The following is a 23,535-nucleotide window of genomic DNA, read 5'->3' as shown; positions in this document are numbered from 1 at the left end:
AAGCATGTCGAAGCGCAACACACCACAGCGTCGCCATACCATCCTGGCCCTGCTCGCCGAGCAGGGTGAGGTGTCGGTGGATGCGCTGGCCCAGCACTTCGCCACCAGCGAGGTGACGATCCGCAAGGACCTCGCCGCGCTGGAAAAGAACGGCCTGCTGCTGCGTCGCTATGGCGGTGCGGTGCCCATGCCCCAGGAACTGATCGGCGACGGCGCCCAGCCGGTTTCCCCGCACAAGCAGGCCATCGCCCGCGCCGGCGTGGCGCGCATCCGCGAGCACGCGCGGATCATCATCGACAGTGGCACCACCACGGCGGCGATGATTCCCCAGTTGGGGCACAGGCCGGGGCTGGTGGTGATGACCAACTCGCTCAACGTGGCCAATGCCCTGCGCGACATCGAGCACGAACCCGTCCTGCTGATGACCGGCGGCACCTGGGACCCGCACTCGGAGTCCTTCCAGGGCCAGGTCGCCGAGCAGGTGCTGCGCTCCTACGACTTCGACCAGTTGTTCATCGGCGCCGATGGCATCGATCTGGAGCGTGGCACCACCACCTTCAACGAACTGCTGGGGCTGTCGCGGGTGATGGCCGAAGTCGCCCGCGAGGTCATCGTCATGGTCGAGAGCGACAAGATCGGCCGACGCATCCCCAATCTGGAACTGCCCTGGAGCAGCGTCCATACCCTGATTACCGACGAGCGCCTGGATGCCCAGGCTGCCGAACAGATACGCGCGCGCGGCATCCAGCTGATCCTCGCGCCGCTGGAAAACTGAAGGAGAGCCCCATGTGTGGAATCGTTGGCGCCATCGCTGAGCGCAGCATCACCCCGATCCTGGTCGAAGGCCTCAAGCGCCTGGAGTATCGCGGCTACGACAGCGCCGGTGTGGCACTGCTGACCGAGCAGGGCACGCTCGACCGCCGTCGCCGTGTCGGCAAGGTCAGCGAGCTGCAGGCGGCCCTGCAGGACGAGCCCCTGGCGGGCCGCCTGGGCATCGCCCACACGCGCTGGGCTACCCACGGCGCACCCAGCGAGCGCAACGCGCACCCGCACTTCTCCGGGCACGAGCTGGCGGTGGTGCACAACGGCATCATCGAGAACCACGAGGCGCTGCGTGAGCGCCTCAAGGGCCTGGGCTACGTCTTCACCTCCGATACCGACACCGAGACCATCGTCCATCTGCTCGACCACAAGCTGCAGCAGCTCGGCGACCTCAGTGCAGCGCTCAAGGCGGCGATTCCCGAGCTGCATGGTGCCTATGGCCTGGCCGTGATCAGCGCCAGGCAGCCGGATCGCCTGCTCGCCGCCCGCAGTGGCAGCCCGCTGGTGATCGGCCTGGGCCTGGGCGAGAACTTCCTCGCCTCCGACCAGCTCGCCCTGCGCCAGGTCACTGACCGTTTCATGTACCTGGAAGAGGGTGATATCGCCGAAATCCGTCGTGATGGCGTGCAGATCTGGGATGCCAGCGGCAACCCGGTACAGCGTGAAGCCGTGCAGTACCACGAGGGTGCCGAGGCTGCGGACAAGGGCGAATACCGCCACTTCATGCTCAAGGAAATCCACGAGCAGCCCAAGGTGGTGCAGCGCACCCTGGAAGGCCGTCTGGGCAGCGATCATGTGCTGGTGCAGGCCTTCGGCCCACAGGCCGCCGAGCTGTTCGCCAAGGTGAAGAACGTGCAGATCGTCGCCTGCGGCACCAGCTTCCACGCCGGCATGGTCGCCCGCTACTGGCTGGAAGAACTGGCCGGCATTCCCTGCCAGGTCGAAGTGGCCAGCGAGTTCCGCTACCGCAAGGTCGCGGTGCAGCCGGATACCCTGTTCGTCAGCGTCTCGCAGTCCGGTGAAACCGCCGACACCCTGGCGGCGCTGCGCAACGCCAAGGAGAAGGCGCCGGGGCAGGGCGGCTACCTGGCCAGCCTGGTGATCTGCAACGTCGGCACCAGTTCGCTGGTGCGCGAGTCCGACCTGTGCCTGCTGACCCAGGCGGGCCCGGAAATCGGCGTGGCCTCGACTAAGGCCTTCACCACCCAGCTGGTCGGCCTGATGCTGCTGACCCTGTCGCTCGGGCAGGTACACGGCACCCTGGACAAGGCGCTGAGCGCCGAGCTGGTGGAAGAACTGCGGCGCCTGCCGACTCGCCTGGGCGAGGCGCTGGCCATGGACAAGACCGTGGAGAAGATCGCCGAGCTGTTCGCCGAGAAGCACCACAGCCTGTTCCTTGGCCGTGGCGCGCAGTACCCGGTGGCGATGGAAGGTGCGCTCAAGCTCAAGGAGATTTCCTACATCCATGCCGAGGCCTACCCGGCCGGCGAGCTCAAGCATGGTCCGCTGGCCCTGGTCGACGCCGACATGCCGGTGGTCACCGTGGCGCCGAACAACGAGCTGCTGGAGAAGCTCAAGTCCAACCTGCAGGAAGTGCGTGCGCGTGGCGGCGAGCTGATCGTCTTCGCCGACCAGCAGGCGGGCATGAGCAACGGCGAGGGCACCCACGTGGTGGCCATGCCGCATATCCACGACCTGCTGGCACCGATCCTCTACACCGTGCCGTTGCAGCTGCTGTCCTACTATGTCGCCGTGCTCAAGGGCACCGACGTCGACCAGCCGCGCAACCTGGCCAAGAGCGTGACGGTCGAATAACGGCTCTCGCCGGGCCGGCAGCTCATGCCTGCTGGCCCAGTTCCTCCAGCAGAAAGTCGATGAACACGCGGACCTTGGCCTGCAACTGACGGCGTGACGGGTAGATGGCGTAGAGCTGCGTCTGCATCATCTGCCAGTCTTCGAGCAGCGGCTGCAGCCTGCCCTGGGCCAGGTCGTCGCGTACGTAGATCTCCGGGACCAGGCTGATACCGTGGCCGGCGCGCAGTGCGGCGCACAACGCCAGGCTGGAGTTGACGCTGTAGCGTCCGCACACCTCCAGGCGGCGCACCTGCTCACCGCGCTGGAACACCCATTCACGGGCATGCCCGGACAGCGAGAACTGCACGCACTCCAGCGCCTGCAGGTCCTCCGGCACCTGTGGCGTGCCGTGCCGGCGCAGGTATTGCGGGGCGGCGCAGAGCACATGGCGCAGTGTCAGCAGCGGGCGGGCGACCAGGCTCGAGTCCTCCAGACGATCACTGCCGCGCACCGCCAGATCGAAGCCCTCGGCGATCATGTCCACACGACGGTCATCGAGCTGCAGGTCGAGCGTCAGTTCGGGGTAGCGGGCGAGAAAACGCGGGATGGCATCGGCCAGGCAGACCAGGCTGAACGACATCGGCGCGCTGACGCGCAGGGTGCCGCTGGGGGTCGCCTGCAGCTCGCCCAGGGAGCTGTCGGCCTGCTGCAGGTCGTCGAGGATTCGCGCCACCTGCTCGTAGTAGCGCTGGCCAGCCTCGGTGAGGCTCATGGAGCGTGTCGTGCGGTTGAGCAGGCGGACTGCCAGGTGGGCTTCCAGTTCGCCGATGTTCTTGCTCACGGCGGCCGCTGAAAGCTTCAGGTGGCGGGCGGCGGCGGCGAAGCTGCCACGCTCGACGACCTGGCGGAACACGGCAAGGGCGGTCAGGCGATCCATCGATTATCAACTTTCAGTGAATGGTCATCACACGATAAACGAGATTATCAACCAGGGTCCATGTAACTAACCTGTCGAACATTCACTCACGACAGGACATCGCCATGACCCACCCTCTGCTTGCCGCCATCGAACAACGCAACTCGGTCAACCACTTCGACGCGCAGCACCAGCTCGACGACGCCAGCATCGAAGCTCTGATCGGTTGGGCCGGACGCGCGCCCAGTGCGTTCAACCTGCAGAACTGGCGCTTCGTCGCAGTGCGTAGCGCCGCAGGCAAACAGCGCCTGCGCGAGCTGGCCTGGAACCAGCCCAAGGTCAGCGAAGCGGCTGTGACCTTCATTGTCTGCGGCGTGCTGCCGTGCGCCGAGTCGCTTGGCGAGCGCCTTTCGCCTGCGGTGGCGTCGGGGCTGATGCCGAGCGAGATGGCGCTCAGCTGGCAGTCCAGCGCTGCGCGAATGTATGCCGAGGTGCCACACAGCCGGCGTGACGAGGCCGTGCGCAGCGCCACCTTCGCTGCGTCGAACCTGATGCTGGCCGGCCAGGCACTGGGTCTGGCAGCCAGCCCCATGAGTGGTTTCGACATCGCCGGCGTCAGCCGTGCCTTCGCCCTGGGCGACGAGGAAATCCCTGTGATGCTGGTGACCCTGGGCAGGGCGCAGGCCAACAACTGGCCGCAGAAACCGCGCCGCCCGGTGAAGGAGATTCTCGAGCTGGCGTGAGAGCGGCGCCCGGCTCAGGCGCCCAGGCGCTGCTCGTCCGGGCGCAGGGTCAGCACACGGACGCCATCACGGGTGACCGCCACCGTGTGCTCGAACTGCGCCGAGAGGCTGCGATCGCAGGTGACCACCGTCCAGCCATCGGCCAGCGTGCGTACATCCGCCTTGCCCAGGTTGAGCATGGGCTCGATGGTGAAGGTCATGCCTTCGCGCAAGGTCAGGCCGGTATTGGCCTTGCCCCAGTGCAGCACTTCGGGCGGCTCGTGCATGTCCCGGCCGATGCCGTGGCCGCAGTATTCGCGAACCACCGAATACCCATGGGCCCGTGCGTGTCGCTCTATGGCGTGGCCTATGTCGCCGAGGCGGGCACCCGGGCGCACCGCCTCGATGCCTTTGCACATGGCTTCGTAGGTGACGTCGACCAGCTTGCGCCCGGCTTCTGAAACGGAGCCGAGCAGATAGGTCTTGCTGGAATCGGCGATGTAGCCGTTCTTCTCCAGGGTGATATCGAAGTTCACCAGATCGCCATCGCGCAGGATGTCGCTGGCGCTGGGCACGCCATGGCACACCACCTCGTTGCGGGAGGTGTTCATGGCATAGGCAAATCCATACTGGCCCTTGCTCGCCGGGCGCGCCTCGAGCGTGTCGACGATGTACTTTTCCACAAGGTCGTTGACCTGCAGCGTCGACAGGCCGAGCAGATCCAGACGATCGAGATAGCCGAACACCGACGCCAGCAACCTGCCGGACTCGGCCATCAGCGCTATCTCCTGCGCGGTCTTGGTCATGAGGTTGCTGCCAGGCTCGGCTGCACGGTAATGCCGGCTGCGCGCATCTCGGCCGCCATCACGTCGTTGAAATTCAGCGTCGGGTTCATTTCGCAGAGCATGCCGATGCGAATCCAGAACCCGGCCTGAGCATTGATGGAGCGATGCGACACGCTGCTTGCCCGGCGAATCTGGTCGTGCAGTTCGTCATCGATGTTGACGATACCCATGAGGCCTCCCGTCTATATGAAATATATATGAATCATATAGCCACGTTTCGTCAGTTTCTTCAACAGGGGACGCCATCCTTTAAACTGTGGGGGCTGCTCGCATGGCAGGTGCGATGGCAGGACATTGCAGTCAGGTTGAAACGGGAGAGACGATGAAACGTGCGGATGTAAAACGCAGAACGGCTGAAGGGGTCATGTTCGACACCCAGATCATGGCGAACCCGGCCAATACCGCCGAGTGGATCGTCTTCTTCAAGAAAGACGCCGGGCGCAGCTTCTTTCTGGTGGATGCGGCCGAACAGGTCGAGAGCTTTGCCAGTCTCGACGAGCTGGTGGTCGAGTTGCGGGCGGTGGGTATCAAGCGGTTGGAAGTACAGCTTTGAGCGGTTGCTAACAGTTGGCGTGGATCATCCTGTGGATATCCTCGTGATACCTGGCTGAAGTCCTTGTGTTCAGGGCGTTTCAGGCAGTTGTACAAAAACTGAGCCTTGTTTCAGGGCTATCCACAAAGAGTTGGGATAAGTTCTTTTCTAACCTGTTGATAAGGTGCTGAAGGCCTCTGTTTCCGGTGCTCTCAGCGCTTTGTGCAGTTTATCGCCAGCGCAGCTCGGCTCAGTCGCTGCCTGGGCGATAGAGATGCCGGTGCGCGGCGTCGTACAGCGCCGACTCGGCGAAGGCGCCCGGGTCGAGCACGCGGCCGACGAGGATCAGCGCCGTGCGGCGGAAGTCCTTGGCTGCGACCTTCTCCTCTATGTCGCTGAGCGTTCCTTGCACCCAGTCCTGGTCCGGCCAGCTCGCTCTGTGGATAACCGCGACGGGGCAGTCGGCGCCATAGTGCGGCAGCAGTTCGCCGACGATGGCCGGTAGCTGGCGCACACCGAGGTGAATGGCCAGGGTCGCCCGATGCCGGGCGAGATCGTGCAACTGTTCACCTTCGGGCATCGGCGAGGTGGTGCCGTAGCGGGTGAGGATCACCGTCTGGGCGATGCCCGGCAGGGTCAGCTCGCTTTCCAGCAACGCCGCGCAGGCGGCGGCGGCGGTGACGCCGGGAACGATCTCGAAGGGAATGCCCAGGCGGCGCAATTCGCGGATCTGTTCGCCGATGGCGCCGTACAGCGAAGGGTCGCCGGAATGCACGCGAGCCACGTCCTGGCCGCGCTCATGAGCCAGGTGCAGCAGCTCGACGATTTCCCCGAGATGCAGTTCGGCGGTGTTGATCACCTGCTCGGCGCGATGGCCCTGCAGCACGGCCTCGGGTACCAGCGAGCCGGCGTAGAGGATCACCGGGCAGCTGTGGATAAGCCGCTGGCCCTTGACGGTGATCAGCTCGGGGTCGCCGGGGCCGGCGCCGATGAAATAGACGGTCATGCGGACTCTCTCGTGAATGCTGCCAGGGCGCAGGTTGCCCTGGCGGTTTTGCGTTTTTTGCCAAGCAGGTGCGCCGTGCTCTTGCCCATGCGCCTGGCCAGCGCGAGCGCACAGGGCTCGGCCACGGCAGCAGCGCCAGTGGCTGCTTGGACACGGGGGTTGCCGGGTGCTGGTGGCTGGTAGGGCGAGAGCTCTGCGGCCGTGAACAGGTGCAGCTCCAGCTGCAGATGCTCGGCCAGTTGCTGAAGGCCCGCCTCGTTGCGCTTATGGGCGCTGCTGGCCAGCCCTGCCAGGTTGCCCAGCGTCAGCTCATGCTGCGCCAGGCTGTCGACGAGCAGGTCGAACAGTTCCTGCATGGCGCAGCCGCTTCTGCAGCCCAGCCCGGCAACGACCTGCATCGGCGAGGCTGGATGGCGTGCGGAGGGGGGCGGCAGCATGAGCGGCATTCGGCTTGGACGGGGGCGTAGCTCATCATGGCACCTGCCGGCGGTCAACCGTGATTGACCGGCCGCCGTGGCCTGCGTAGCCTTCGCGCATTCGAGGTTCTTCACGGCGCGGTTGTCGTGAAGCTAAGAGGGAACAGGGTCGATGCCCTGGCTGCCCCCGCAACTGTGAACGGTCTCAAACCCTTCGATACACCACTGCCCAGGGCGGGAAGGTGAAGGGCGCACCCTGTGCAGACCGTGAGCCAGGAGACCTGCCTCGTTTCGTCAGCCAACTGTTCGGACGGGGTGATCCGATGCGGCCTGCATGCTCGCGCGTGCCTGTCTGCCCGTACCCGTCCGCCGAATTCATCGTCGCCACGGGGCCTTTCATGCAAACCCTCGCCAAACTGCCTGTCACCATCGTCACCGGTTTTCTCGGTGCCGGTAAAACCACCCTGCTGCGCCACCTGCTGGCCAATGCCGGCGGCCGTCGCATCGCGGTGATCGTCAATGAATTCGGTGAGCTGGGGATCGACGGCGAGATCCTCAAGCAGTGCTCCATCGGTTGCAGCGAGGAAGAGGCCAACGGCCGCGTATTCGAGCTGGCCAACGGCTGCCTGTGCTGCACCGTGCAGGAAGAGTTCTTCCCGGTGATGCGCGAGCTGGTGGCGCGCCGTGGCGACCTCGACCACATCCTCATCGAGACCAGTGGCCTGGCCCTGCCCAAACCGCTGGTGCAGGCCTTCAACTGGCCGGAAATCCGCAATGCCTGCACCGTCGACGCGGTGATCACCGTGGTCGACAGCCCGGCGGTGAGCGTCGGCACCTTCGCTGCCTTCCCCGAGCAGGTCGACGCGCAGCGCAAGCTGGATCCCAACCTCGACCACGAGTCGCCGCTGCATGAGCTGTTCGCCGACCAGCTGGCCAGCGCCGACCTGGTGATCCTCAACAAGGCCGATCTGCTCGATGCCGAAGCACTGGCGGCGGTACGCGCGGAAGTCGCCGAGGAGCTGCCGCCGGCGGTGAAGGTGATCGAAGCACATGGCGGCGATCTGCCGATGGATGTGCTGCTGGGACTGAACAGCGAAACCGAGCTGCATATCGAGAACCGTCGCACCCATCATGACGATGAAGACGAGGATCACGATCATGAAGAATTCGACTCGTTCCACGTGGAACTACCGGAAGCCGAGGAGTCGCGCCTGCTGGCTGCGCTGAAGGCGGCGGTGGTCAAGCACGGCATCCTGCGGGTGAAAGGCTTCGCCGCCATCCCCGGCAAACCGATGCGTCTGCTGGTACAGGGCGTGGGGCAGCGCTTCGACCGTCACTTCGACCGTGCCTGGCAGGCGGACGAGCCGCGCATCAGCCGCCTGGTGGTGATCGGCCAGCAGCTCGACCGTGCGGCCATTCAGGCCGAGCTGCAAGCGGCGCTGGCCTGAGTGATCATGGGAGGGGCTTCAGTCGCGACCTGGCTCGCTGATCGTCGCGGCTGAAAGCCCCTCCCACGGAACGACCATGCATCTATTACGCACCCAGCCCGGCGCCCAGCTGCCGGCCGACAGCATTGCCGACCTTGGCCAGACGCCTGCCGAGCTGGTGATTCTCTGCACCGGTGACTCGCACCTGTCCCTGCTCGCCGAGGCCGCCCGGCAGTTGCCGGACGATTACCCCAGCCTGCGCCTGGCCAGCCCGGCGCAGTTGAGCAACCATGCTTCGGTGGACTTCTACGTCGAGCAGGTGCTGCAGCACGCGAAGGTCATCCTGATTTCCGTGCATGGCGGGGTGAGCTACTGGCGCTACGGGATCGAACGTCTGGTCGAACTGGCCGGGCTCGGTGCGCAGGTGATCATGGTGCCGGGCGATGATCAGCCCGATCCGCAGCTGATGGCCATGGGCAACGCCAGCGAGGACGACAGCCGCCGTCTCTGGCAGTACCTGCGTCAGGGCGGGCTGGACAACGCACAGCAGTTGTTCCACTTCATCGGCAGTCGCTGGCTGGGACGCAGCGACAGCTGGGTCGAGCCGCAGCCGTTGCCCCGGGTCGGGCTCTATCACCCACACCGCAGTCCGGCCACGCTGGCCGATTGGCAGGCGCACTGGCAGCCCGGTGCGCCGGTGGTGGCGCTGCTGTTCTATCGCAATCACGTGCAGGCAGCGAACACCGCCTTCGTCGATGCCTTCTGTGCGCAACTGCGCCACCAGGGGCTCAACCCGCTACCGATCGCCGTTGCCAGCCTCAAGGAGGCGGCCTGCCTGGCCCAGGTGCAGGACTGGCTGGATGAAACCGCCACCGGCCTGATCATCAACACCACCGGCTTTGCCCTGTCCAACCCCGAGGCGCCGCAGAGCCGACCGTTCCGCCGCGACATTCCGGTGCTGCAGGCGATCTGCGCGCTGGATAACCAGGCACAGTGGCAGGCCAGCGCCCAGGGCCTGGGCGCCCGCGACCTGGCCATGCACGTGGTGCTACCGGAGCTGGACGGGCGCCTGATCGGCACGGCGATCAGCTTCAAGGGCCTGGCCTGGCGCAGCGAGCGCAGCCAGAGCGATGTGGTGTGCTATCAGGCGCATGAGCCGGGTATGGCTCATGTCGCGGAACTGGCGAGAAAGTGGTGCGATCTTGCGAAGAAAAGCAATGAAAGCAAACGTATTGCGCTGATTCTTGCCAACTACCCGACGCGTGACGGGCGGATTGGCAACGGGGTCGGTCTGGATACCCCGGGCGCTGCGCTGAATATCCTCCGCGCCCTGCAGGTCGAGGGCTACCCGGTGGATAGCCTGCCGGACAGCGGCACGGCGCTTATCCACAGCCTGCTCGGTGGCGTCACCAACGACCTCGACGGCCTCGACATGCGCCCCTGTGCGCAGAGCCTGGCGCTGGACGACTACCTGGCGTTCTTCCACCGCCTGCCGGCGGCCAACCAGCAGGCGGTGCGCGAGCGCTGGGGCGAGCCGCAGGACGACCCGATGTTCCGCAGCGGGCGGATGATGGTCGCCGGCCTGCGCTTCGGCCTGACCTTCGTCGGTATCCAGCCGGCGCGTGGCTATCAGCTCGACGCGGCGGCGGTCTATCACGACCCCGACCTGGTTCCGCCGCATGGCTACATCGCCTTCTACGCCTGGCTGCGCACGGCGTTCGCCGCCGATGCGCTGGTCCATGTCGGCAAGCACGGCAACCTGGAATGGCTGCCGGGCAAGAGCGTCGGTCTCTCCGCGAGCTGCTGGCCCCAGGCGCTGATCGGCCCGCTGCCCAACGTCTATCCGTTCATCGTCAACGATCCGGGGGAGGGCGCGCAGGCCAAGCGACGCACCCAGGCAGTGATCATCGATCACCTGATGCCGCCGTTGACCCGTGCCGAGAGCTACGGCCCGTTGCGCGACCTGGAGCGCCTGGCCGACGAGTACTACGACGCCAGCCAGCTCGACCAGCGCCGCGCCGTCGAGTTGCGCGGCGAGATTCTGGCCAAGGTGCGCGAGGCCAGCCTCGACCGCGAGCTGGGCCTGCAACTGAATGACGACGGTGACAGCTGGCTGCCACAGCTCGACGCCTACCTGTGTGACCTCAAGGAATCGCAGATCCGCGATGGCCTGCATGTGTTCGGCGAATCGCCCTGTGGACAACTGCGTCGCGACACCCTGCTGGCGCTGTTGCGCATCCCCCGTGGCGACGGCCAGGGCGCCAACGCCAGCCTGCTGCGTGCGCTGGCTCGGGGTCTCGAGCTGGGCCTCGACCCGCTCGACTGCGACATGGGCCAGCCCTGGGACGGTGCCCGTGCGGATGCCCTGCAGGCTGTGGACAACAGCCCCTGGCGCACGGTCGGCGATACCCGTGAGCGGCTCGAGCTGCTGGCGTTGGCGCTGATCGAGCGCTGCCTGAACGGCGAGCGTATCGATGCCTTCGGCGCCGACGTCGCGGCGATTCTCGATGGCCTGGCCGAGCATGTCGCGCCCCTGCTGGATGCCTGTGGTGATGCCGAGATGGGGGGCCTGCTCGCCGCGCTGTCCGGGCGTTTCGTCCCTGCCGGGCCAAGTGGCGCGCCGAGTCGCGGGCGCCTCGACGTGCTGCCTACCGGGCGCAACTTCTTCACCGTCGACGTGCGCCACCTGCCCACGCCGACCGCCTGGCGCCTCGGTGTGCAGGCGGCGGATCGTCTGCTCGAACGCCATCTGCAGGACGAGGGCGACCACCTGCGTCAGCTCGGCTTGTCGGTGTGGGGCACGGCGACGATGCGCACCGGCGGTGACGATATCGCCCAGGCGCTGGCGCTGATGGGCGTGCGCCCGGTATGGCAGCCGGGCAGCCAGCGTGTCGAACGCTTCGAGGTGCTGCCGCTGGAGCAGCTGGGCCGGCCACGGGTGGATGTCACCCTGCGCGTGTCGGGCTTCTTCCGCGATGCCTTCAGCAACCTCATTCGCCTGTTCGACGATGCCGTGCAGGCGGTGATCGAACTGGACGAGCCGGAAGACATGAACCCGCTGTCGGCGCGGGTCTGGCGCGAGTCGCTGGCGCTCGAGGACGGCGGCCTGGACGAAGCCGAGGCGCGTCGCCAGGCCGGCTGGCGGGTGTTCGGCGCCAAGCCGGGCGCCTATGGCGCCGGGGTGCAGAACGCCATCGAGGAGCGCCTGTGGACCAGCCGCGAGGATCTCGCCGAGGTGTACCTGAACTGGGGCGGCTATGCCTACGGCAGCGGCGCCGAGGGCGCGCCGGCGCGCGAGCGCTTCGTCGAACGCCTGGAGCGGATGCAGGCGGTGCTGCACAACCAGGACAACCGCGAGCACGACATCCTCGATTCCAACGATTACTACCAGTTCCAGGGCGGCATGCTGGCGGCGGTGGAAACCCTGCGCGGGCTCAAGGTGGCCAGCTACTTCGGCGACAACAGCCAGCCGGATACACCGCGCATCCGCAGCCTCAAGGAAGAGTTGAACCGCGTGGTGCGCGCCCGCGCGGCCAACCCCAAGTGGATCGAGGGCATGAAGCGCCATGGCTACAAGGGCGCCTTCGAGCTGGCGGCGACCATCGACTACCTGTTCGCCTTCGACGCCACCAGCGAACTGGTCGACGACCACCAGTACGCGCTGCTCACCGATGCCTACTTGCTGGACCGCGACACCCGCGAGTTCATCCAGCAGCACAACCCCGGTGCCCTCAATGACATGCTCGAGCGTCTGCTGGAGGCCCAGCAACGTGGTCTGTGGGAGCATCCCGGCGAGTACCGCGAGGCGCTGGAGAATCTGTTGCTCGACAGCGAGGAATCCTGAAGCGACTCGTTTCCGTAGGCTCCTGAAACGATGTCCGTTTGCCTGAGCCCGTACTCCCGGATTTCATCCGGGCTACCCTGTCTGGCGGATTGCGGGTGGCTCAGTTCCCGTGGTGGGTTACGCGGCGCACTGCCTTTCTGCGCGGCTGCAGGACCGCTGTCCTGCGCCGCTACCCCACCCTACGGGGTTTGGCGGCTCCTGAAACGGTTTCCGTTTGCCTGAGCCCGCACTCCCGGATTTCATCCGGGCTCTCTTGATGGAATATCTGTTGCTCGATAGCGAGGAAGGCGTGTGAAAGCAGCATTGGCCCGAATGGGCGCATGGTGGCGCCGGCCGATTACCCGGCGTGAGCGAGTTCGCTCGGCCTGCATCGGCGCGGTGGCCGGCATATGGATTGGCTTGTTCGCGTTCATGCTGGTCGATGGCGGTTCCATCAGCCTTGCCGGGATCGGCACCTGGCTCCTGTCGGGCATGGCGGGTAGCGCCGGATTGGCCGCTCTGTTTCCGCGGGTTCTTGGTATCGTGCTTTTCCCTCTGAGCATCTGCGGTATCGGTAACTGAGCATGGCTTTCCCGGCGCCGTAGCCTGGCTGAAACCCTTCGTGTTCGCCGCCCTGGCGTGGAGTTATCCACAGAATGGATGCCCTGAGCTGACGCTGGCGGCGCTCCGCGCATGGCCCGGCGGATTTCGTTGCCCCGTCATCCTCAGCACTTGTCGCGGATGCCTCGGGGTCTTACCCTGAGCGCTCATTTCATGTCGGAGTCTCGTCCAATGCGTCAGTAATGCCGTCGTGTCCGCACGACCAGTGATCGATCGCGGCTTCAGCCCGCGCGTACTCACGGCATTGCCTGGAGGCATGGATGACCGATTCCCCGCATATCGCGCTCGAGCGCGTTTCTTTTCGCTTTGCCGATGGCGTCATGCTGTTCGAGGGGCTCAGCGAAGTATTCGATAACCGCCACACGGGTCTGGTCGGACGCAATGGCGTTGGCAAGACGGTGCTCGGCCGCTTGCTGGCCGGTGACCTGCAGCCCAGCGAGGGGCGTGTCGTGCGACAGGGGCGTATCGCCTACCTGCCGCAACGCATCGTGGCCGCCGCCGACGCCCGTGTCGTCGACCTGGCGGGTTGCGCACACTGGTTCGATGCCATGCAGCGGGTCATGCGTGGTCAGCCGCATGAGGACGATATCGAGCGCCTCGAAGGGCGCTGGGACCTGGTCGAGCGGCTGCAAGCTGCCTTGCATGAGGAGGGCCTCGGCCACCTCGATGTACAGACGCCGGCGGCGCAGCTTAGCGGCGGGGAATGCAGCCGCATTGCCCTGCTTGGCGCGCTGCAGGCGGATGCCGATCTGCTGATTCTCGACGAGCCCGGCAACCACCTCGACCAGGCCAGCCGCACGCGCCTGGGCCAGCGCCTGGCGAGTCGGCGCGGCGGTGTGCTGCTGATCAGCCATGACCGTGACTTGCTGGCTGGCATGCAGCGTATTGTCGAGCTGTCGGCTTCCGGCTTGCGCAGCTACGGCGGTGACTATGCCTTCTATCAGGCGAGCCGTGAGCAGGAGCGCGAGTCTGCGTGGCAGACCTTGAACAGCGCCCGTGTCGAGCGCAAGCGAGGTGAGCGGGCGTTGCGCCAGCAGCATGATCGTCAGCAGCAGCGCATGGCCAGCGGCCTGCGCCAGAGCCAGGACAGCAACCAGGCGAAAATCCTCCTGGGCATGCAGAAGAACCGCAGCGAGAGCAGCGCCGGGCGCGTTGCCACGCTTTTGCAGGCGCAGCGCCAGAAGCTCGACGAGCAGGTGCGCGACGCCGCAGCGGCGCTGGACGAGGAGCGGGAGGTGACCCTGCACGGGCAGGCGGCGCCGCTGCCGCCGGGACGCCGGGCTCTGTCCTGGCGTGATCTGCGCCTGCCGTTCGGCTCGGCGCCGTTGCCGGATGTCGAGCTGTTCGGCTCGCGGCGGATGGCTATCGTGGGCCCCAACGGCTGCGGCAAGTCGAGCCTGCTGGCGCTGCTCAGCGGTCGCCTGGCCGCACGCTCGGGCGAGTGTCGGGTCGAGGTACCCTGGGCGTTGCTCGACCAGGAACTGCAGGGTTTGGCGCCGCAGGAGTCGGCGCTGGAACATCTGCACCGCCTGGCACCCGGCAGCGCGCAGAGTGTGCTGCGTACCCGCCTGGATCACCTGGGCATCGGCCCCGATGCCGCGTTGTTGCCCTGTGCCAGGCTCAGTGGCGGTCAGCGCCTGAAGGTGGCGCTGGCCGGGGCCCTGGCCCGTGAGCCACAGCCCCGACTGCTGATGCTGGATGAGCCGGACAACTCTATCGACCTCGACTCGCGCCTGGCGCTGGAGCGCTTTCTGCGGGCCTATCGAGGGGCGCTGCTGGTGGTTTCCCATGACGGCGCCTTTCTCGACGCATTGGCCTTGACCGACCTCCTGCAGTGGACGGCCGCTGGCTGGCTGCACGAGGTGTTGTGAAACGCCAGTGGCCGGGGGCTCTGGTCTACAATGCCGATCTTTGCCGCCAGTGAATGCCGCCATGACCGAACATCACTTCCCCCTTGCCGCCGTGGTCGGCGCCGACTCGCTGAAGCTGGCGCTGTGCCTGGCGGCCATCGACCCGGCTATCGGCGGGGTGCTGATCGAAGGCCCGCGCGGCATGGCCAAGTCCACCCTGGCCCGTGGTCTGGCCGATCTGCTCGACGGTGGGCGTTTCGTCACCCTGCCGCTGGGCGCCAGCGAGGAACGTATTGTCGGCACCCTGGATCTGGACGCCGCGCTGGGTCAGGGCCAGGCGCGCTTTTCCCCGGGTTTGCTGGCGCGCGCCGATGCTGGCGTGCTGTATGTCGATGAGGTCAACCTGCTGCCCGATCATCTGGTCGACCTGCTGCTCGATGCCGCTGCCAGCGGGGTCAACCATGTCGAGCGAGATGGCATCTCCCATCGCCACGCCGCGCGCTTCGTGCTGATCGGCACCATGAACGTCGAGGAAGGCGAGCTGCGCCCGCAGCTGCTCGACCGCTTCGGCCTCAACCTGGCGCTGGACGGCCAGCCGCAGCCGCTCGAGCGCGCCGAGATCGTTCGCCGGCGCCTGGCCTTCGATGCGTCTCCGGATGCCTTCGTGCAGCGTTGGCAAACTGAACAAGAGGCCCTGGCGACGCGTTGCCAGAGCGCCCGCCAACACCTGGCCGCCATTGCCCTGGATGATGCGTCGCTGGGCGAGATCAGCCAGCGCTGCTTCGCGGCTGGCGTCGACGGCCTGCGCGCCGATCTGGTCTGGCTGCGCGCCGCCCGCGCCCATGCCGCCTGGCGGGGTGCCGGGGCCATCGAGCCTGTGGATATCGACGCGGTGGAGGACTTCGTCCTGCGTCATCGCCGTCGCCAGCAGGCACCACAAGCGCCTGCCGCCACGCCGCCCGAGCGGCCCCAGGCGCAGCAATCCGAGCAGCCGCCACAGCAGGGCGAAGGCCAGTGGGGCGAGTTGCCGGCGCAGGTGCAGGCCATGGGTGAGCGGCGGGTGCCACCGCGCTGGACAAAAAAGCCCTGAGCATCCGCCCGCGCAACGCCACAGGCGCGGATGCCGGCAAACGGCCCGGACGACTCGGCGGCGGCTTGCGCGGCGCCGCGCGGGCGGGTGCGCACGGCCGCATCGACTGGCCGGCGAGCCTGCGCCATGGTCGCCCGCTGCGCCGCGAGCACCTGGTGCTGCGGCCGCGCAGCCGTCAGGCCGATGAACTCTGGCTGGTGCTGGTGGATGCCTCTGCCTCGACCCGCCGCCATGGCGCGCTGAGCCTGAGCAAGGGCCTGCTCGCCGAGCTGTTCGACAGCGCCTACCGTCAGCGCGCGCGCCTGGCCGTGCTGCAGGCCGGTGGTCGCGAGGCGCAGTGGCTGTGGCAGGGGCGCAAGGTCAGTGCCGAACTGCATGCCTGGCTGCAGCAACTCGGCGCCGGCGGCGGTACGCCACTGCTCGATGCACTGCAGCAGGCCGGTGACTGGCTGGTGCGGCGGCGGCGACAGAAGCCCGCCGAGCAGCAGCGCCTGCTGATCCTCACCGACGGCCGCCTGCGCGACTGGCCGGCCATGCACCCACTGGGCTGCCCGACCCTGCTGATCGACAGCGAGCGCGCGCCGATCGGCCTCGGTCGCGGCCGCGAGCTGGCGCGCCAGCTGGGCGCCGATTACCAGCACATCGATGACTTACTGCCCTGTAGGAGCCCGCTGGCGGGCGATGATCGCCGGCAAGCCGGCTCCTACGGGTTGTCCATTCCCTGGAGAACCCCATGAAAACCCTGCTGCTGGTCGGCATCGGCGCCGGCGACCCGGACTACATCACCTACCAGGCGATCAAGGCGCTGCGCCGCAGCGACGTGATCTTCCTGATGGACAAGGGCGCGGCGAAGCACAAGCTCAATGCCCTGCGCCGCGAGATCTGCGCACGCTTTCTCGACGGCCACACGCCGCGTTTCGCCGAGGGCCAGCAGCCGGAGCGCGAGCGCGAGGCCGCCGACTACCGCGCCAGCGTCGACGAGCTCAACCGCGACAAGCAGGCGGTATTCGAGCAGTTGCTCGACGAGCAGATGGCGGACGGCGAGACCGCCGCCTTCATGGTCTGGGGCGACCCGTCGCTTTACGACAGCAGCATCCGCATCATCGAGGCCATCGCTGCCCGCCGCAGCGACTTCGCCTACGACGTGATCCCCGGCATCACCAGCCTGCAGGCGCTCACCGCACGCCATCGCATCCCGCTCAACAGCATCGGCCGCGCCGTGGAAATCACCACCGGTCGCCTGCTCGCCGAAGGCTGGCCGCAGGGCGTGGACAGCGTGGCGGTGATGCTCGACGCCAAGGACACCTACCGCCGCTTCACCGGCCAGGGCCTGACCATCTACTGGGGCGCCTACGTCGGCACCGCCGACGAAATCCTCATGGCCGGCCCGCTGGACGAACTGGCCGACAAGATCGCCGCCACCCGCGCCGAGGCGCGCGAGCGTAACGGCTGGATCATGGACAGCTACCTGCTGCGCAAGGAAGGGACGGCGCAGGCGTGAGGTGAGGGGGTAGCGTGCGACCGCGGACTGACGGACCTGCTGTGAGTCCTAGAGTGGCGTGCTCTGGCTGGTGTCGGCGTCTTGCAGGTGAGGTGCCAGCCATTGGCGCAGCGCCTCGTCGCGTATCGACAGCACTTCGAACAGGCCCAGGGCGCGCAGTGCTGGTAGCGTCGCCAACAGATCGTGCTCAGCGATCGCGCGTTGTTCGGGGGCGGCTTGGTGATCGCAGAGTATCCTGGCGTTGGCCAGAAAGGCACCGACGCTCCCCTTGCGGATCACGACGCCATTGCGTTTGATCTGATCCATGCCCGCAGGCAGCAGGTCTTCAGCGCGCATTGCATAACTCCGATTGTGGTCAGGAAGTATCATCCTATCGGCGCTGGCGTGGCGTATGTGCGCTATAAATGCCATTCTATGACGATCTGGCGCCAATCATGTCTACGCCCCTGCTGCCGTTCGAACTGGCTGATTCCCACTGTGGCCCGCTGCTGTTAGCTGTGGCAGCGCATAGCACCTTGCCCCGCGACACCTCGCCTCATCAGCATGCACGGGGCCAGTTGCTTGGCGCTACGCGAGGGCTGCTCAGCGTCGATGCCGGTAATTGTCGCTGGGTGATCCCGGCTACCCATGCAGCATGGATTCCGGCGCACCTGCCACATGCGTTGCGTTCGCACGGCCCGTTCAGCGGCTGGAGTCTGTACGTTGCACCGCAGGCATGTGCCGATCTGCCCGACAAGCCCTGCATCCTTGGCGTGTCGGCGCTGCTGCAGGCGGCGGTGGCACGCCTAAGTGCCTGGCCAGCCACGGCACCGGAGGCGGCGCAGCAGCGCTTGTGTGCGGTCATTCTCGATGAGCTTGGCGTGGCCCCCCAGGTCCCTCTCGGCTTGGCGATGCCGCGGGATGCACGACTGCTACGCATTGCTCTGGCGCTATCGGCGCAACCTGGGGACACTCGACGCCTATCGGAATGGGCAGCGTGGGCAGGTATTGCGCCGCGCTCATTGAGCCGACGCTTCGTTGTCGAGACAGGCCTCAGCTTTGAGCAGTGGCGCCAGCGCCTGCGGTTGTTGCATGCGCTGGAGTGGCTGGCAGCGGGGCGGCCGGTCACCGCCATTGCGCTGGACCTGGGTTATGACAACGTCAGTGCCTTCATTGCCCTGTTTCGCCGGGTGTTCGGCGTCACCCCGGGTCGTTATGCACCTTTGCAGACTGAGGTTCAGCGCTAGTTCAGCGACCCTCTGGACGATTGCGGCAGGGTCATGCCGCCAGCGCTCAGGCCAGGCCGGCCTTGTCCAGTCCGTACAGCTTGTCGGCGGAGCCGGGGACGTTGCGGAAGGCCACGCTGAGGCGGTTCCAGCCGTTGATGGCCACCACCAGCAGGGACAGATCGGCCAGCTCCTGCTCGGAGAACTGCTCACGCACGCTGTTGTAGATGGCATCGCTGACGCCGTGCGGCGACAGGACGGTCAGGGCTTCGGTCCATTCCAGGGCGGCCCGCTCGCGATCGGAGAACAGCGGCGATTCGCGCCAGACGGCGACATGGTGCAGGCGCAGTTCGCGTTCGCCGTGAATCTTCGCCTCCTTGACGTGCATGTCCACGCAGAAGGCGCAGCCGTTGATCTGCGAGGCGCGCAGGGTGACCAGGTGGGCGAGTTCGGTGAGGAACGGCGTCTTGCTCAGCAGGGTGGAAAATTCCGCGTACTTGCTGGAGGCTGCCGGGGAGAGTTTGAAGTAGTCGAGACGCTGGCTCATGGTTTTCACCCTTAATCCGAGTCGAGAGGAAACCGATGCGTCTCTGCGACTGGCAGAACCACAACGGCCCGGTGACAAGAAATCTACGCACCGGTGGGCCAGTCACATAGATCCATTTCACCCAATTTTGCTTGGTCCACTTTCGCGCAGAGGCGTGTGCCTCCCGCTACTCGGTGCAGCTGCCGTGCGTGGCGGTCCGACACGACGGTGGCGTTGCTCTGAGCGACTTCAGCCCTGGGGGAACTGCGCCGGGTCGGAAAAGCAGGCGCGCAGGTGATCGAATACCAGGCGCACCCTGGGCGATACGGGGCCTTGTTGCGGGCGGTAGATGAACAGCTGCCAGGGGGCGGGGGCCTGCTGCACCATCACGGCCTGCAGGCGGCCGCTCTCCAGGTGTGGCTGGGCCAGGTAGGCGGGCAACTGCCCATAGGCCAGGCCGGCGAGCACGACTTCCAGCTCGGCTTCGGGGTCGTCGCAGGTCAGTGCCGGGTTGGCGGGAAGCAGGCTTGGGCCGTCCGCGAAGGTCCAGGGCCAGGGCCGGCCGCTCTTGCGGTCGATCAGCACCGAGAGCGGGCGCTGCTGCAGCTCGGCGAGCGTGCGCGGGCTGCCGGTAGTGGCGATCAGTTCGGGCGTGGCCACCACCTGCAGCGGCACGGGCGCCAGGGTGCGGGCGACGTAGCGGCTGTCGCGCAACGAGCCGATACGGATGCCGATATCGATCTGCGCATCGACCGCGTCGGTGATTTCGTCCTCCAGGCGCAGGGTCAGCTGCAGGTGCGGGTGGCGCTTGAGCAGGGGCTGCAGGAAGCCGACCAGAAAGCGCTTGCCGATCGCCTGTGGCGCGGTGATGCCGACACGCCCGCTGAAGCCCGACTCGGTATCGGCACGATGGCCACGAAACAGCGAGTCGAAGCCTTCCAGCGTCTGCCGTGCCCGCACGGCATAGGCCTCGCCGAAGGCGGTGATGTGTACCTGGCGCGTGTTGCGGTGGAAGAGAATCTCGCCCAGCTCTTCCTCCAGCGCCTTGATCGCGCGCGTCACGGCCTGCGGGGAGACGCCGAGCCGCGTCGCTGCCTCGCGGAAATTGCTGCAGTCGGCCGCGCTGCAGAAGATGCGGATCATCTCCATGCGGTTGAGCATGTCGCTACGCCTTTGTGTTCCAGAATGTGGAATAGCCTAATCCAAACACTTCCATTCATTGAAACGAAAATCGCCTCTAGTGTGAGCCCATGTCCGGCATACGGCGCGGACACTTCAACGAATCCGAAAGAGAGGCTTACCGATGAGCAACAACATTTCCGGCAAGGTCGTGGTCATTACCGGCGCCAGCAGCGGTCTGGGCGAAGCCAGCGCACGTCATCTGAGCAAACTGGGCGCCAAGGTGGTGCTGGCTGCACGGCGCAAGGAGCGCCTCGAACAACTGGTCGGCGAACTGGTCGCTGCCGGTGGCGAGGCGGTCGCCTACCAGACCGACGTCACGCGTGCCGATGAGGTCAAGGCCCTGATCCAGGGTGCCGTGGATACCTACGGCCGGGTCGACGTGCTGGTCAACAACGCCGGGCTGATGGCCATTGCGCCGATGAGCGATCTGCGCACCGATGAGTGGGATCGCATGATCGACATCAACATCAAGGGCGTGCTGTATGGCATCGCCGCTGCGCTGCCGGTGTTCCAGCAGCAGAACGCCGGGCATTTCATCAACATCGCCTCGGTGGCCGGGATCAAGGTGTTCAGCCCGGGCGGTACCGTGTACAGCGGCACCAAGTTCGCCGTGCGCGCCATCTCCGAGGGCCTGCGTCACGAGGTCGGCGGCAGCATCCGTACCACCACCATCGAGCCGGGTGCGGTGGACTCCGAGCTGAAGTTCGGCAGCTCGCACCAGCAGAGCCGCGACTTCGTCGTCGACTTCTACAAGCAGGCCATCCCGGCGGATTCAGTGGCCCGTGCCATCGCCTATGCCATCGAGCAGCCGGCGGATGTGGATATCAACGAGATCGTCCTGCGTCCGACCGTGCAGGAGTTCTGATCCCGATCCGCTGCATCCGGGCGCTTGCGATGCTGGTCCGTACGGACCAGCATGCAGGCGCCTTTTTCGCTTTCAGGAGTCTGCATGAGCGCGTCCATTCGTCCGGTCGATCTGGCCAAGGCCTACCGCCTGCTCAACCACGGCCCCACCGTGCTGGTGTCCGCACGTCACCAGGCTGTGGATAACGTCATGGCGGCGGCCTGGTGCTGTGCGCTGGACTTCGACCCACCGAAGCTGAGCGTGGTGCTGGACAAGGCCACCCGCACCCGTGCGCTGGTCGAGGGCAGCGGCCTGTTCGCCGTTCAGGTGCCGACCGTGGCGCAGCTGCAGCTGACCCAGGCGGTGGGCAATGCCAGCCTTGGCGATGACCCGGCGAAGCTGGCGCACGCCGGGGTCGAGCTGTTCGAGATGGCAGGCCACGATGTGCACTTGGTTGCCGGCTGCTCGGCCTGGCTGGTCTGCCGGATGATCAATGAGCCGCATAACCAGCAGGCTTACGACTTGTTCATTGGCGAGGTGATCGCCGCCTGGGCCGACGAGCGGGTGTTCCGCGATGGCCGCTGGCACTTCGAAACGGCCGACCCGAACCTGCGCAGCCTGCATCACGTGGCGGGCGGGCATTACTACGCGATTGGCGAGGCACTCAAGGCCTGAATGGACGAGGTGCCTGAAGCGCCGCAGCCAGGCGCTCGCCTCAGCGTGCTAGCGGCAGCGCCATGCCGATCAGCACGAACAGCGTGCCGCAGCTGCGGTTGAAGGTGTGGCCGCCGCGTTGCAGCCAGGGGCGTACGCGCACGGCGGTGAGGGCCAGCAGCAGTTCGACGAGGAACTCGACCACGGCGAAGGTCGCCGCCATCACCACGAACTGCACGGCCAGGCCGCGCTGGGGGTCGAGGAACTGCGGCAGGAAGGCGCCGTAGAACAGAATCACCTTGGGATTCGACAAGGCCGACAGCAGGCCCTGGCGAAACAGTCGCCCGGCGCTGGGGCGCACGCCGCTGTCGGCCAGCGTCAGGTTCATCGGCGGCGCGCGCCAGAGCTGGATGCCGAGCCACACCAGGTAGGCGCCGCCGATCCACTTGAGTGCCAGCAGCGCGGTGGGTGCGGTCTTGAGCAGGGCGCCAAGGCCGAACATGGCCAGGGCGATCAGCGTGCCGAAGCCGACCACGCCGCCGAGGATGGTCGCCAAGGCCATGCGTGCGCCGTACAGCCCGCCATGGGTCAGTGCTAGCAGGCTGTTGGGGCCGGGCGTCAGCGCCAGGCCGAGGGTTGCGACGAAGTAGACGAGCCAGAGTTCGAGGGCCATGTGGGTCTCCTGGGAAGGTGGCCAGTCTACTCAGCGCTGCAGCCAGTAATGAGGTAGATTCTGGTCATCTACCAGTCGATTCTGGACGAATCATGTCGCAACGCCCTGACCTGCGCTTCCTTCTGCTGCCTCTGCCGGAGTTCGCTCTGCTGCCGTTCGGCGGCTTCCTCGACAAGTTGCGCTTCAGCGCCGACGACGAGGACTACAGCCGTCAGCGCTACTGCACCTGGACCATTCTCGGCCTGCAGCCGGGGCATGTGTCGTCGAGCAGCGGTGCGGCGTTGCGAATCGAGGCCACGCCGCAGGAGCTGACGCTGGCCGAGCACGACTATCTGGTGCTGTTCGGCGGGCGTAACGCGCAGGCCACGGCGGCGCTGGCGCCGGCCTACCGCGCTCTGTTGCGGCGCGCGGTGCGCGCCGGGGTGAAGCTGGTGGCGATCGACAACGCCAGTTTCCTGCTGGCCGCCTGTGGCCTGCTCGATGGCCATCAGGTCGCGGTGCACTGGCGTCACCAGGCGGAGTTTCGCGCCAGCTTCGCTCACCTGCGGCTGGCGCACGAGCGCCTGTACAGCATCGATTCCGAGCGGATTTCCTGTGCCGGGGGTACGGCGGCCATCGACCTGGCGGTGGAGTTGCTGGCCCGTGGCAGCGGACGGGCGCGGGCGCTCAAGGGCCTGGCCGACATGCTGGTGGACGAGACGCGCAGTGGCCAGCATGCGCTGCGCTCGCTGCATGGCACGTCCAGCGGCGAGCGTCATGTCGACCGTGCCATCGCCCTGATGCGTCACGGCCTGGCCAGCGCCGATGGTATCGAGCAACTGGCGGCCAGCGTCGGTATCAGTCGCCGGCAGCTCGACCGCCTGTTCCGCGCCCGCCAGGGCATGAGTGCCCGCGAGTACTGGAACGAGCTGCGCCTGCAACACGTGCGCTGGCGCCTGCTCAACTCCAGTCACAGCCTGGCGCAGATCGCCGACGAGATCGGTGCCAGCGACGCCAGCCACCTGGGCAAGCTGTTTCGCCAGCGGTTCGGTGTCGCTCCCGGCGCTTTTCGTCGCCAGGGCGCCATGTCGTCGTAGGGTGGATCAC

24 protein-coding genes and 1 riboswitch are annotated in these 23,535 nt (G+C 66.6%); of the genes, 15 read left to right on the top strand and 9 right to left on the bottom strand.

All coding sequences use genetic code 11. From position 1 onward, the window contains the following. Positions 1-4 precede the first annotated feature (4 nt). Positions 5-775: a DeoR family transcriptional regulator gene (locus EWH21_RS00965; RefSeq protein ID WP_037054754.1), complete on the top strand. Its 771-nt coding sequence runs from the start codon at positions 5-7 to the stop codon at positions 773-775. An 11-nt stretch (positions 776-786) separates the two neighbouring features. Further along, complete coding sequence (glmS, locus tag EWH21_RS00960) at positions 787-2,637, top strand: glutamine--fructose-6-phosphate transaminase (isomerizing) (protein ID WP_037054753.1); 1,851 nt, start codon at positions 787-789, stop codon at positions 2,635-2,637. 22 nt (positions 2,638-2,659) lie between these two features. Here the strand turns inward: glmS and EWH21_RS00955 are convergent, their stop codons facing one another. Next, positions 2,660-3,553, bottom strand: coding sequence for a LysR family transcriptional regulator (locus EWH21_RS00955; RefSeq protein ID WP_047591590.1), 894 nt, complete (start codon positions 3,551-3,553; stop codon positions 2,660-2,662). 104 nt (positions 3,554-3,657) lie between these two features. Between EWH21_RS00955 and EWH21_RS00950 the strand changes: the two genes are divergently transcribed. Beyond that, entirely contained in the window at positions 3,658-4,275 is a 618-nt protein-coding gene (locus tag EWH21_RS00950) for a nitroreductase family protein (RefSeq protein ID WP_037054750.1), read from the top strand. Between the two features lie 14 nt (positions 4,276-4,289). Here EWH21_RS00950 and map read toward each other — a convergent pair whose 3' ends face one another. Together map and EWH21_RS00940 are read right to left on the bottom strand one after the other, a co-directional pair. Beyond that, positions 4,290-5,060, bottom strand: a complete 771-nt coding sequence (gene map, locus EWH21_RS00945; RefSeq protein ID WP_080757102.1) for a type I methionyl aminopeptidase — start codon at positions 5,058-5,060, stop codon at positions 4,290-4,292. After that, positions 5,057-5,269 carry a ParD-like family protein gene (locus tag EWH21_RS00940; RefSeq protein ID WP_277699592.1) on the bottom strand — a complete coding sequence of 71 codons (213 nt, stop codon included), beginning with the start codon at positions 5,267-5,269 and terminating at the stop codon, positions 5,057-5,059. Before EWH21_RS00940 ends, map begins: the two co-directional genes overlap by 4 nt. Positions 5,270-5,421: 152 nt before the next feature. Here EWH21_RS00940 and EWH21_RS00935 point away from each other — a divergent pair, with 152 nt between their 5' ends. Next, positions 5,422-5,652 carry a hypothetical protein gene (locus EWH21_RS00935; RefSeq protein WP_037054745.1) on the top strand — a complete coding sequence of 77 codons (231 nt, stop codon included), beginning with the start codon at positions 5,422-5,424 and terminating at the stop codon, positions 5,650-5,652. 229 nt (positions 5,653-5,881) lie between these two features. On the opposite strand, the gene cobM is transcribed toward EWH21_RS00935, so the two are convergent. Together cobM and EWH21_RS00925 are read right to left on the bottom strand one after the other, a co-directional pair. Further along, positions 5,882-6,637 carry a precorrin-4 C(11)-methyltransferase gene (cobM, locus tag EWH21_RS00930; RefSeq protein ID WP_277699591.1) on the bottom strand — a complete coding sequence of 252 codons (756 nt, stop codon included), beginning with the start codon at positions 6,635-6,637 and terminating at the stop codon, positions 5,882-5,884. Next, positions 6,634-7,035, bottom strand: coding sequence for a cobalamin biosynthesis protein (locus EWH21_RS00925; RefSeq protein ID WP_277700581.1), 402 nt, complete (start codon positions 7,033-7,035; stop codon positions 6,634-6,636). Before EWH21_RS00925 ends, cobM begins: the two co-directional genes overlap by 4 nt. Before the next feature lie 125 nt (positions 7,036-7,160). Continuing rightward, a riboswitch (cobalamin riboswitch) is annotated at positions 7,161-7,357 on the top strand. A 94-nt stretch (positions 7,358-7,451) separates the two neighbouring features. Here EWH21_RS00925 and cobW point away from each other — a divergent pair. From cobW to cobF, 7 genes are all read left to right on the top strand, one after another. Next, positions 7,452-8,501, top strand: a complete 1,050-nt coding sequence (cobW, locus tag EWH21_RS00920) for a cobalamin biosynthesis protein CobW (RefSeq protein ID WP_047587880.1) — start codon at positions 7,452-7,454, stop codon at positions 8,499-8,501. Between the two features lie 76 nt (positions 8,502-8,577). After that, on the top strand, positions 8,578-12,324 hold the full coding sequence (gene cobN / locus EWH21_RS00915; protein ID WP_277699590.1) for a cobaltochelatase subunit CobN: 3,747 nt from the start codon (positions 8,578-8,580) through the stop codon (positions 12,322-12,324). Positions 12,325-12,615: 291 nt separating this feature from the next. Beyond that, entirely contained in the window at positions 12,616-12,885 is a 270-nt protein-coding gene (locus EWH21_RS00910) for a hypothetical protein (protein ID WP_152490056.1), read from the top strand. 299 nt (positions 12,886-13,184) lie between these two features. After that, positions 13,185-14,795, top strand: coding sequence for an ATP-binding cassette domain-containing protein (locus EWH21_RS00905; protein ID WP_277699589.1), 1,611 nt, complete (start codon positions 13,185-13,187; stop codon positions 14,793-14,795). Between the two features lie 61 nt (positions 14,796-14,856). Continuing rightward, the gene (locus EWH21_RS00900) at positions 14,857-15,864 is read left to right on the top strand and encodes an AAA family ATPase (RefSeq protein WP_277699588.1); all 1,008 of its coding nucleotides are present in this window, start codon (positions 14,857-14,859) and stop codon (positions 15,862-15,864) included. Next, positions 15,846-16,601 carry a VWA domain-containing protein gene (locus EWH21_RS00895; protein ID WP_347177590.1) on the top strand — a complete coding sequence of 252 codons (756 nt, stop codon included), beginning with the start codon at positions 15,846-15,848 and terminating at the stop codon, positions 16,599-16,601. Before EWH21_RS00900 ends, EWH21_RS00895 begins: the two co-directional genes overlap by 19 nt. After that, positions 16,598-17,365 (top strand): precorrin-6A synthase (deacetylating), encoded by a 768-nt coding sequence (gene cobF, locus EWH21_RS00890; RefSeq protein ID WP_277699586.1) that lies wholly within the window; start codon positions 16,598-16,600, stop codon positions 17,363-17,365. Before EWH21_RS00895 ends, cobF begins: the two co-directional genes overlap by 4 nt. A 48-nt stretch (positions 17,366-17,413) precedes the next feature. Here cobF and EWH21_RS00885 read toward each other — a convergent pair whose 3' ends face one another. Continuing rightward, positions 17,414-17,701, bottom strand: a complete 288-nt coding sequence (locus tag EWH21_RS00885) for a hypothetical protein (RefSeq protein WP_277699585.1) — start codon at positions 17,699-17,701, stop codon at positions 17,414-17,416. 98 nt (positions 17,702-17,799) lie between these two features. Here EWH21_RS00885 and EWH21_RS00880 point away from each other — a divergent pair, with 98 nt between their 5' ends. Further along, positions 17,800-18,591, top strand: coding sequence for a helix-turn-helix transcriptional regulator (locus EWH21_RS00880; protein ID WP_277699584.1), 792 nt, complete (start codon positions 17,800-17,802; stop codon positions 18,589-18,591). Positions 18,592-18,637: 46 nt separating this feature from the next. Here the strand turns inward: EWH21_RS00880 and EWH21_RS00875 are convergent, their stop codons facing one another. Together EWH21_RS00875 and EWH21_RS00870 are read right to left on the bottom strand one after the other, a co-directional pair. Continuing rightward, a complete protein-coding gene (locus EWH21_RS00875) occupies positions 18,638-19,117 on the bottom strand; it encodes a carboxymuconolactone decarboxylase family protein (protein ID WP_037054713.1) in 480 nt (159 codons plus the stop codon). Positions 19,118-19,345: 228 nt separating this feature from the next. Further along, entirely contained in the window at positions 19,346-20,257 is a 912-nt protein-coding gene (locus tag EWH21_RS00870) for a LysR family transcriptional regulator (protein ID WP_277699583.1), read from the bottom strand. 142 nt (positions 20,258-20,399) lie between these two features. Here EWH21_RS00870 and EWH21_RS00865 point away from each other — a divergent pair, with 142 nt between their 5' ends. Together EWH21_RS00865 and EWH21_RS00860 are read left to right on the top strand one after the other, a co-directional pair. Further along, positions 20,400-21,143, top strand: coding sequence for an SDR family oxidoreductase (locus EWH21_RS00865; protein ID WP_037054708.1), 744 nt, complete (start codon positions 20,400-20,402; stop codon positions 21,141-21,143). 84 nt (positions 21,144-21,227) lie between these two features. Beyond that, the gene (locus tag EWH21_RS00860) at positions 21,228-21,797 is read left to right on the top strand and encodes a flavin reductase family protein (RefSeq protein WP_277699582.1); all 570 of its coding nucleotides are present in this window, start codon (positions 21,228-21,230) and stop codon (positions 21,795-21,797) included. A 40-nt stretch (positions 21,798-21,837) separates the two neighbouring features. Here EWH21_RS00860 and EWH21_RS00855 read toward each other — a convergent pair whose 3' ends face one another. Then, positions 21,838-22,449 (bottom strand): LysE family transporter, encoded by a 612-nt coding sequence (locus EWH21_RS00855; protein WP_037054705.1) that lies wholly within the window; start codon positions 22,447-22,449, stop codon positions 21,838-21,840. Between the two features lie 92 nt (positions 22,450-22,541). Here EWH21_RS00855 and EWH21_RS00850 point away from each other — a divergent pair, with 92 nt between their 5' ends. Further along, positions 22,542-23,525 carry a helix-turn-helix domain-containing protein gene (locus EWH21_RS00850; protein ID WP_210390080.1) on the top strand — a complete coding sequence of 328 codons (984 nt, stop codon included), beginning with the start codon at positions 22,542-22,544 and terminating at the stop codon, positions 23,523-23,525. Positions 23,526-23,535 lie beyond the last annotated feature (10 nt).

Origin of the sequence: Pseudomonas sp. REST10 (genome assembly GCF_029542605.1) — a bacterium.
In the GTDB taxonomy this organism is placed as follows: domain Bacteria; phylum Pseudomonadota; class Gammaproteobacteria; order Pseudomonadales; family Pseudomonadaceae; genus Aquipseudomonas; species Aquipseudomonas khazarica.
This window is presented reverse-complemented; position numbering and strand designations above follow the sequence as displayed.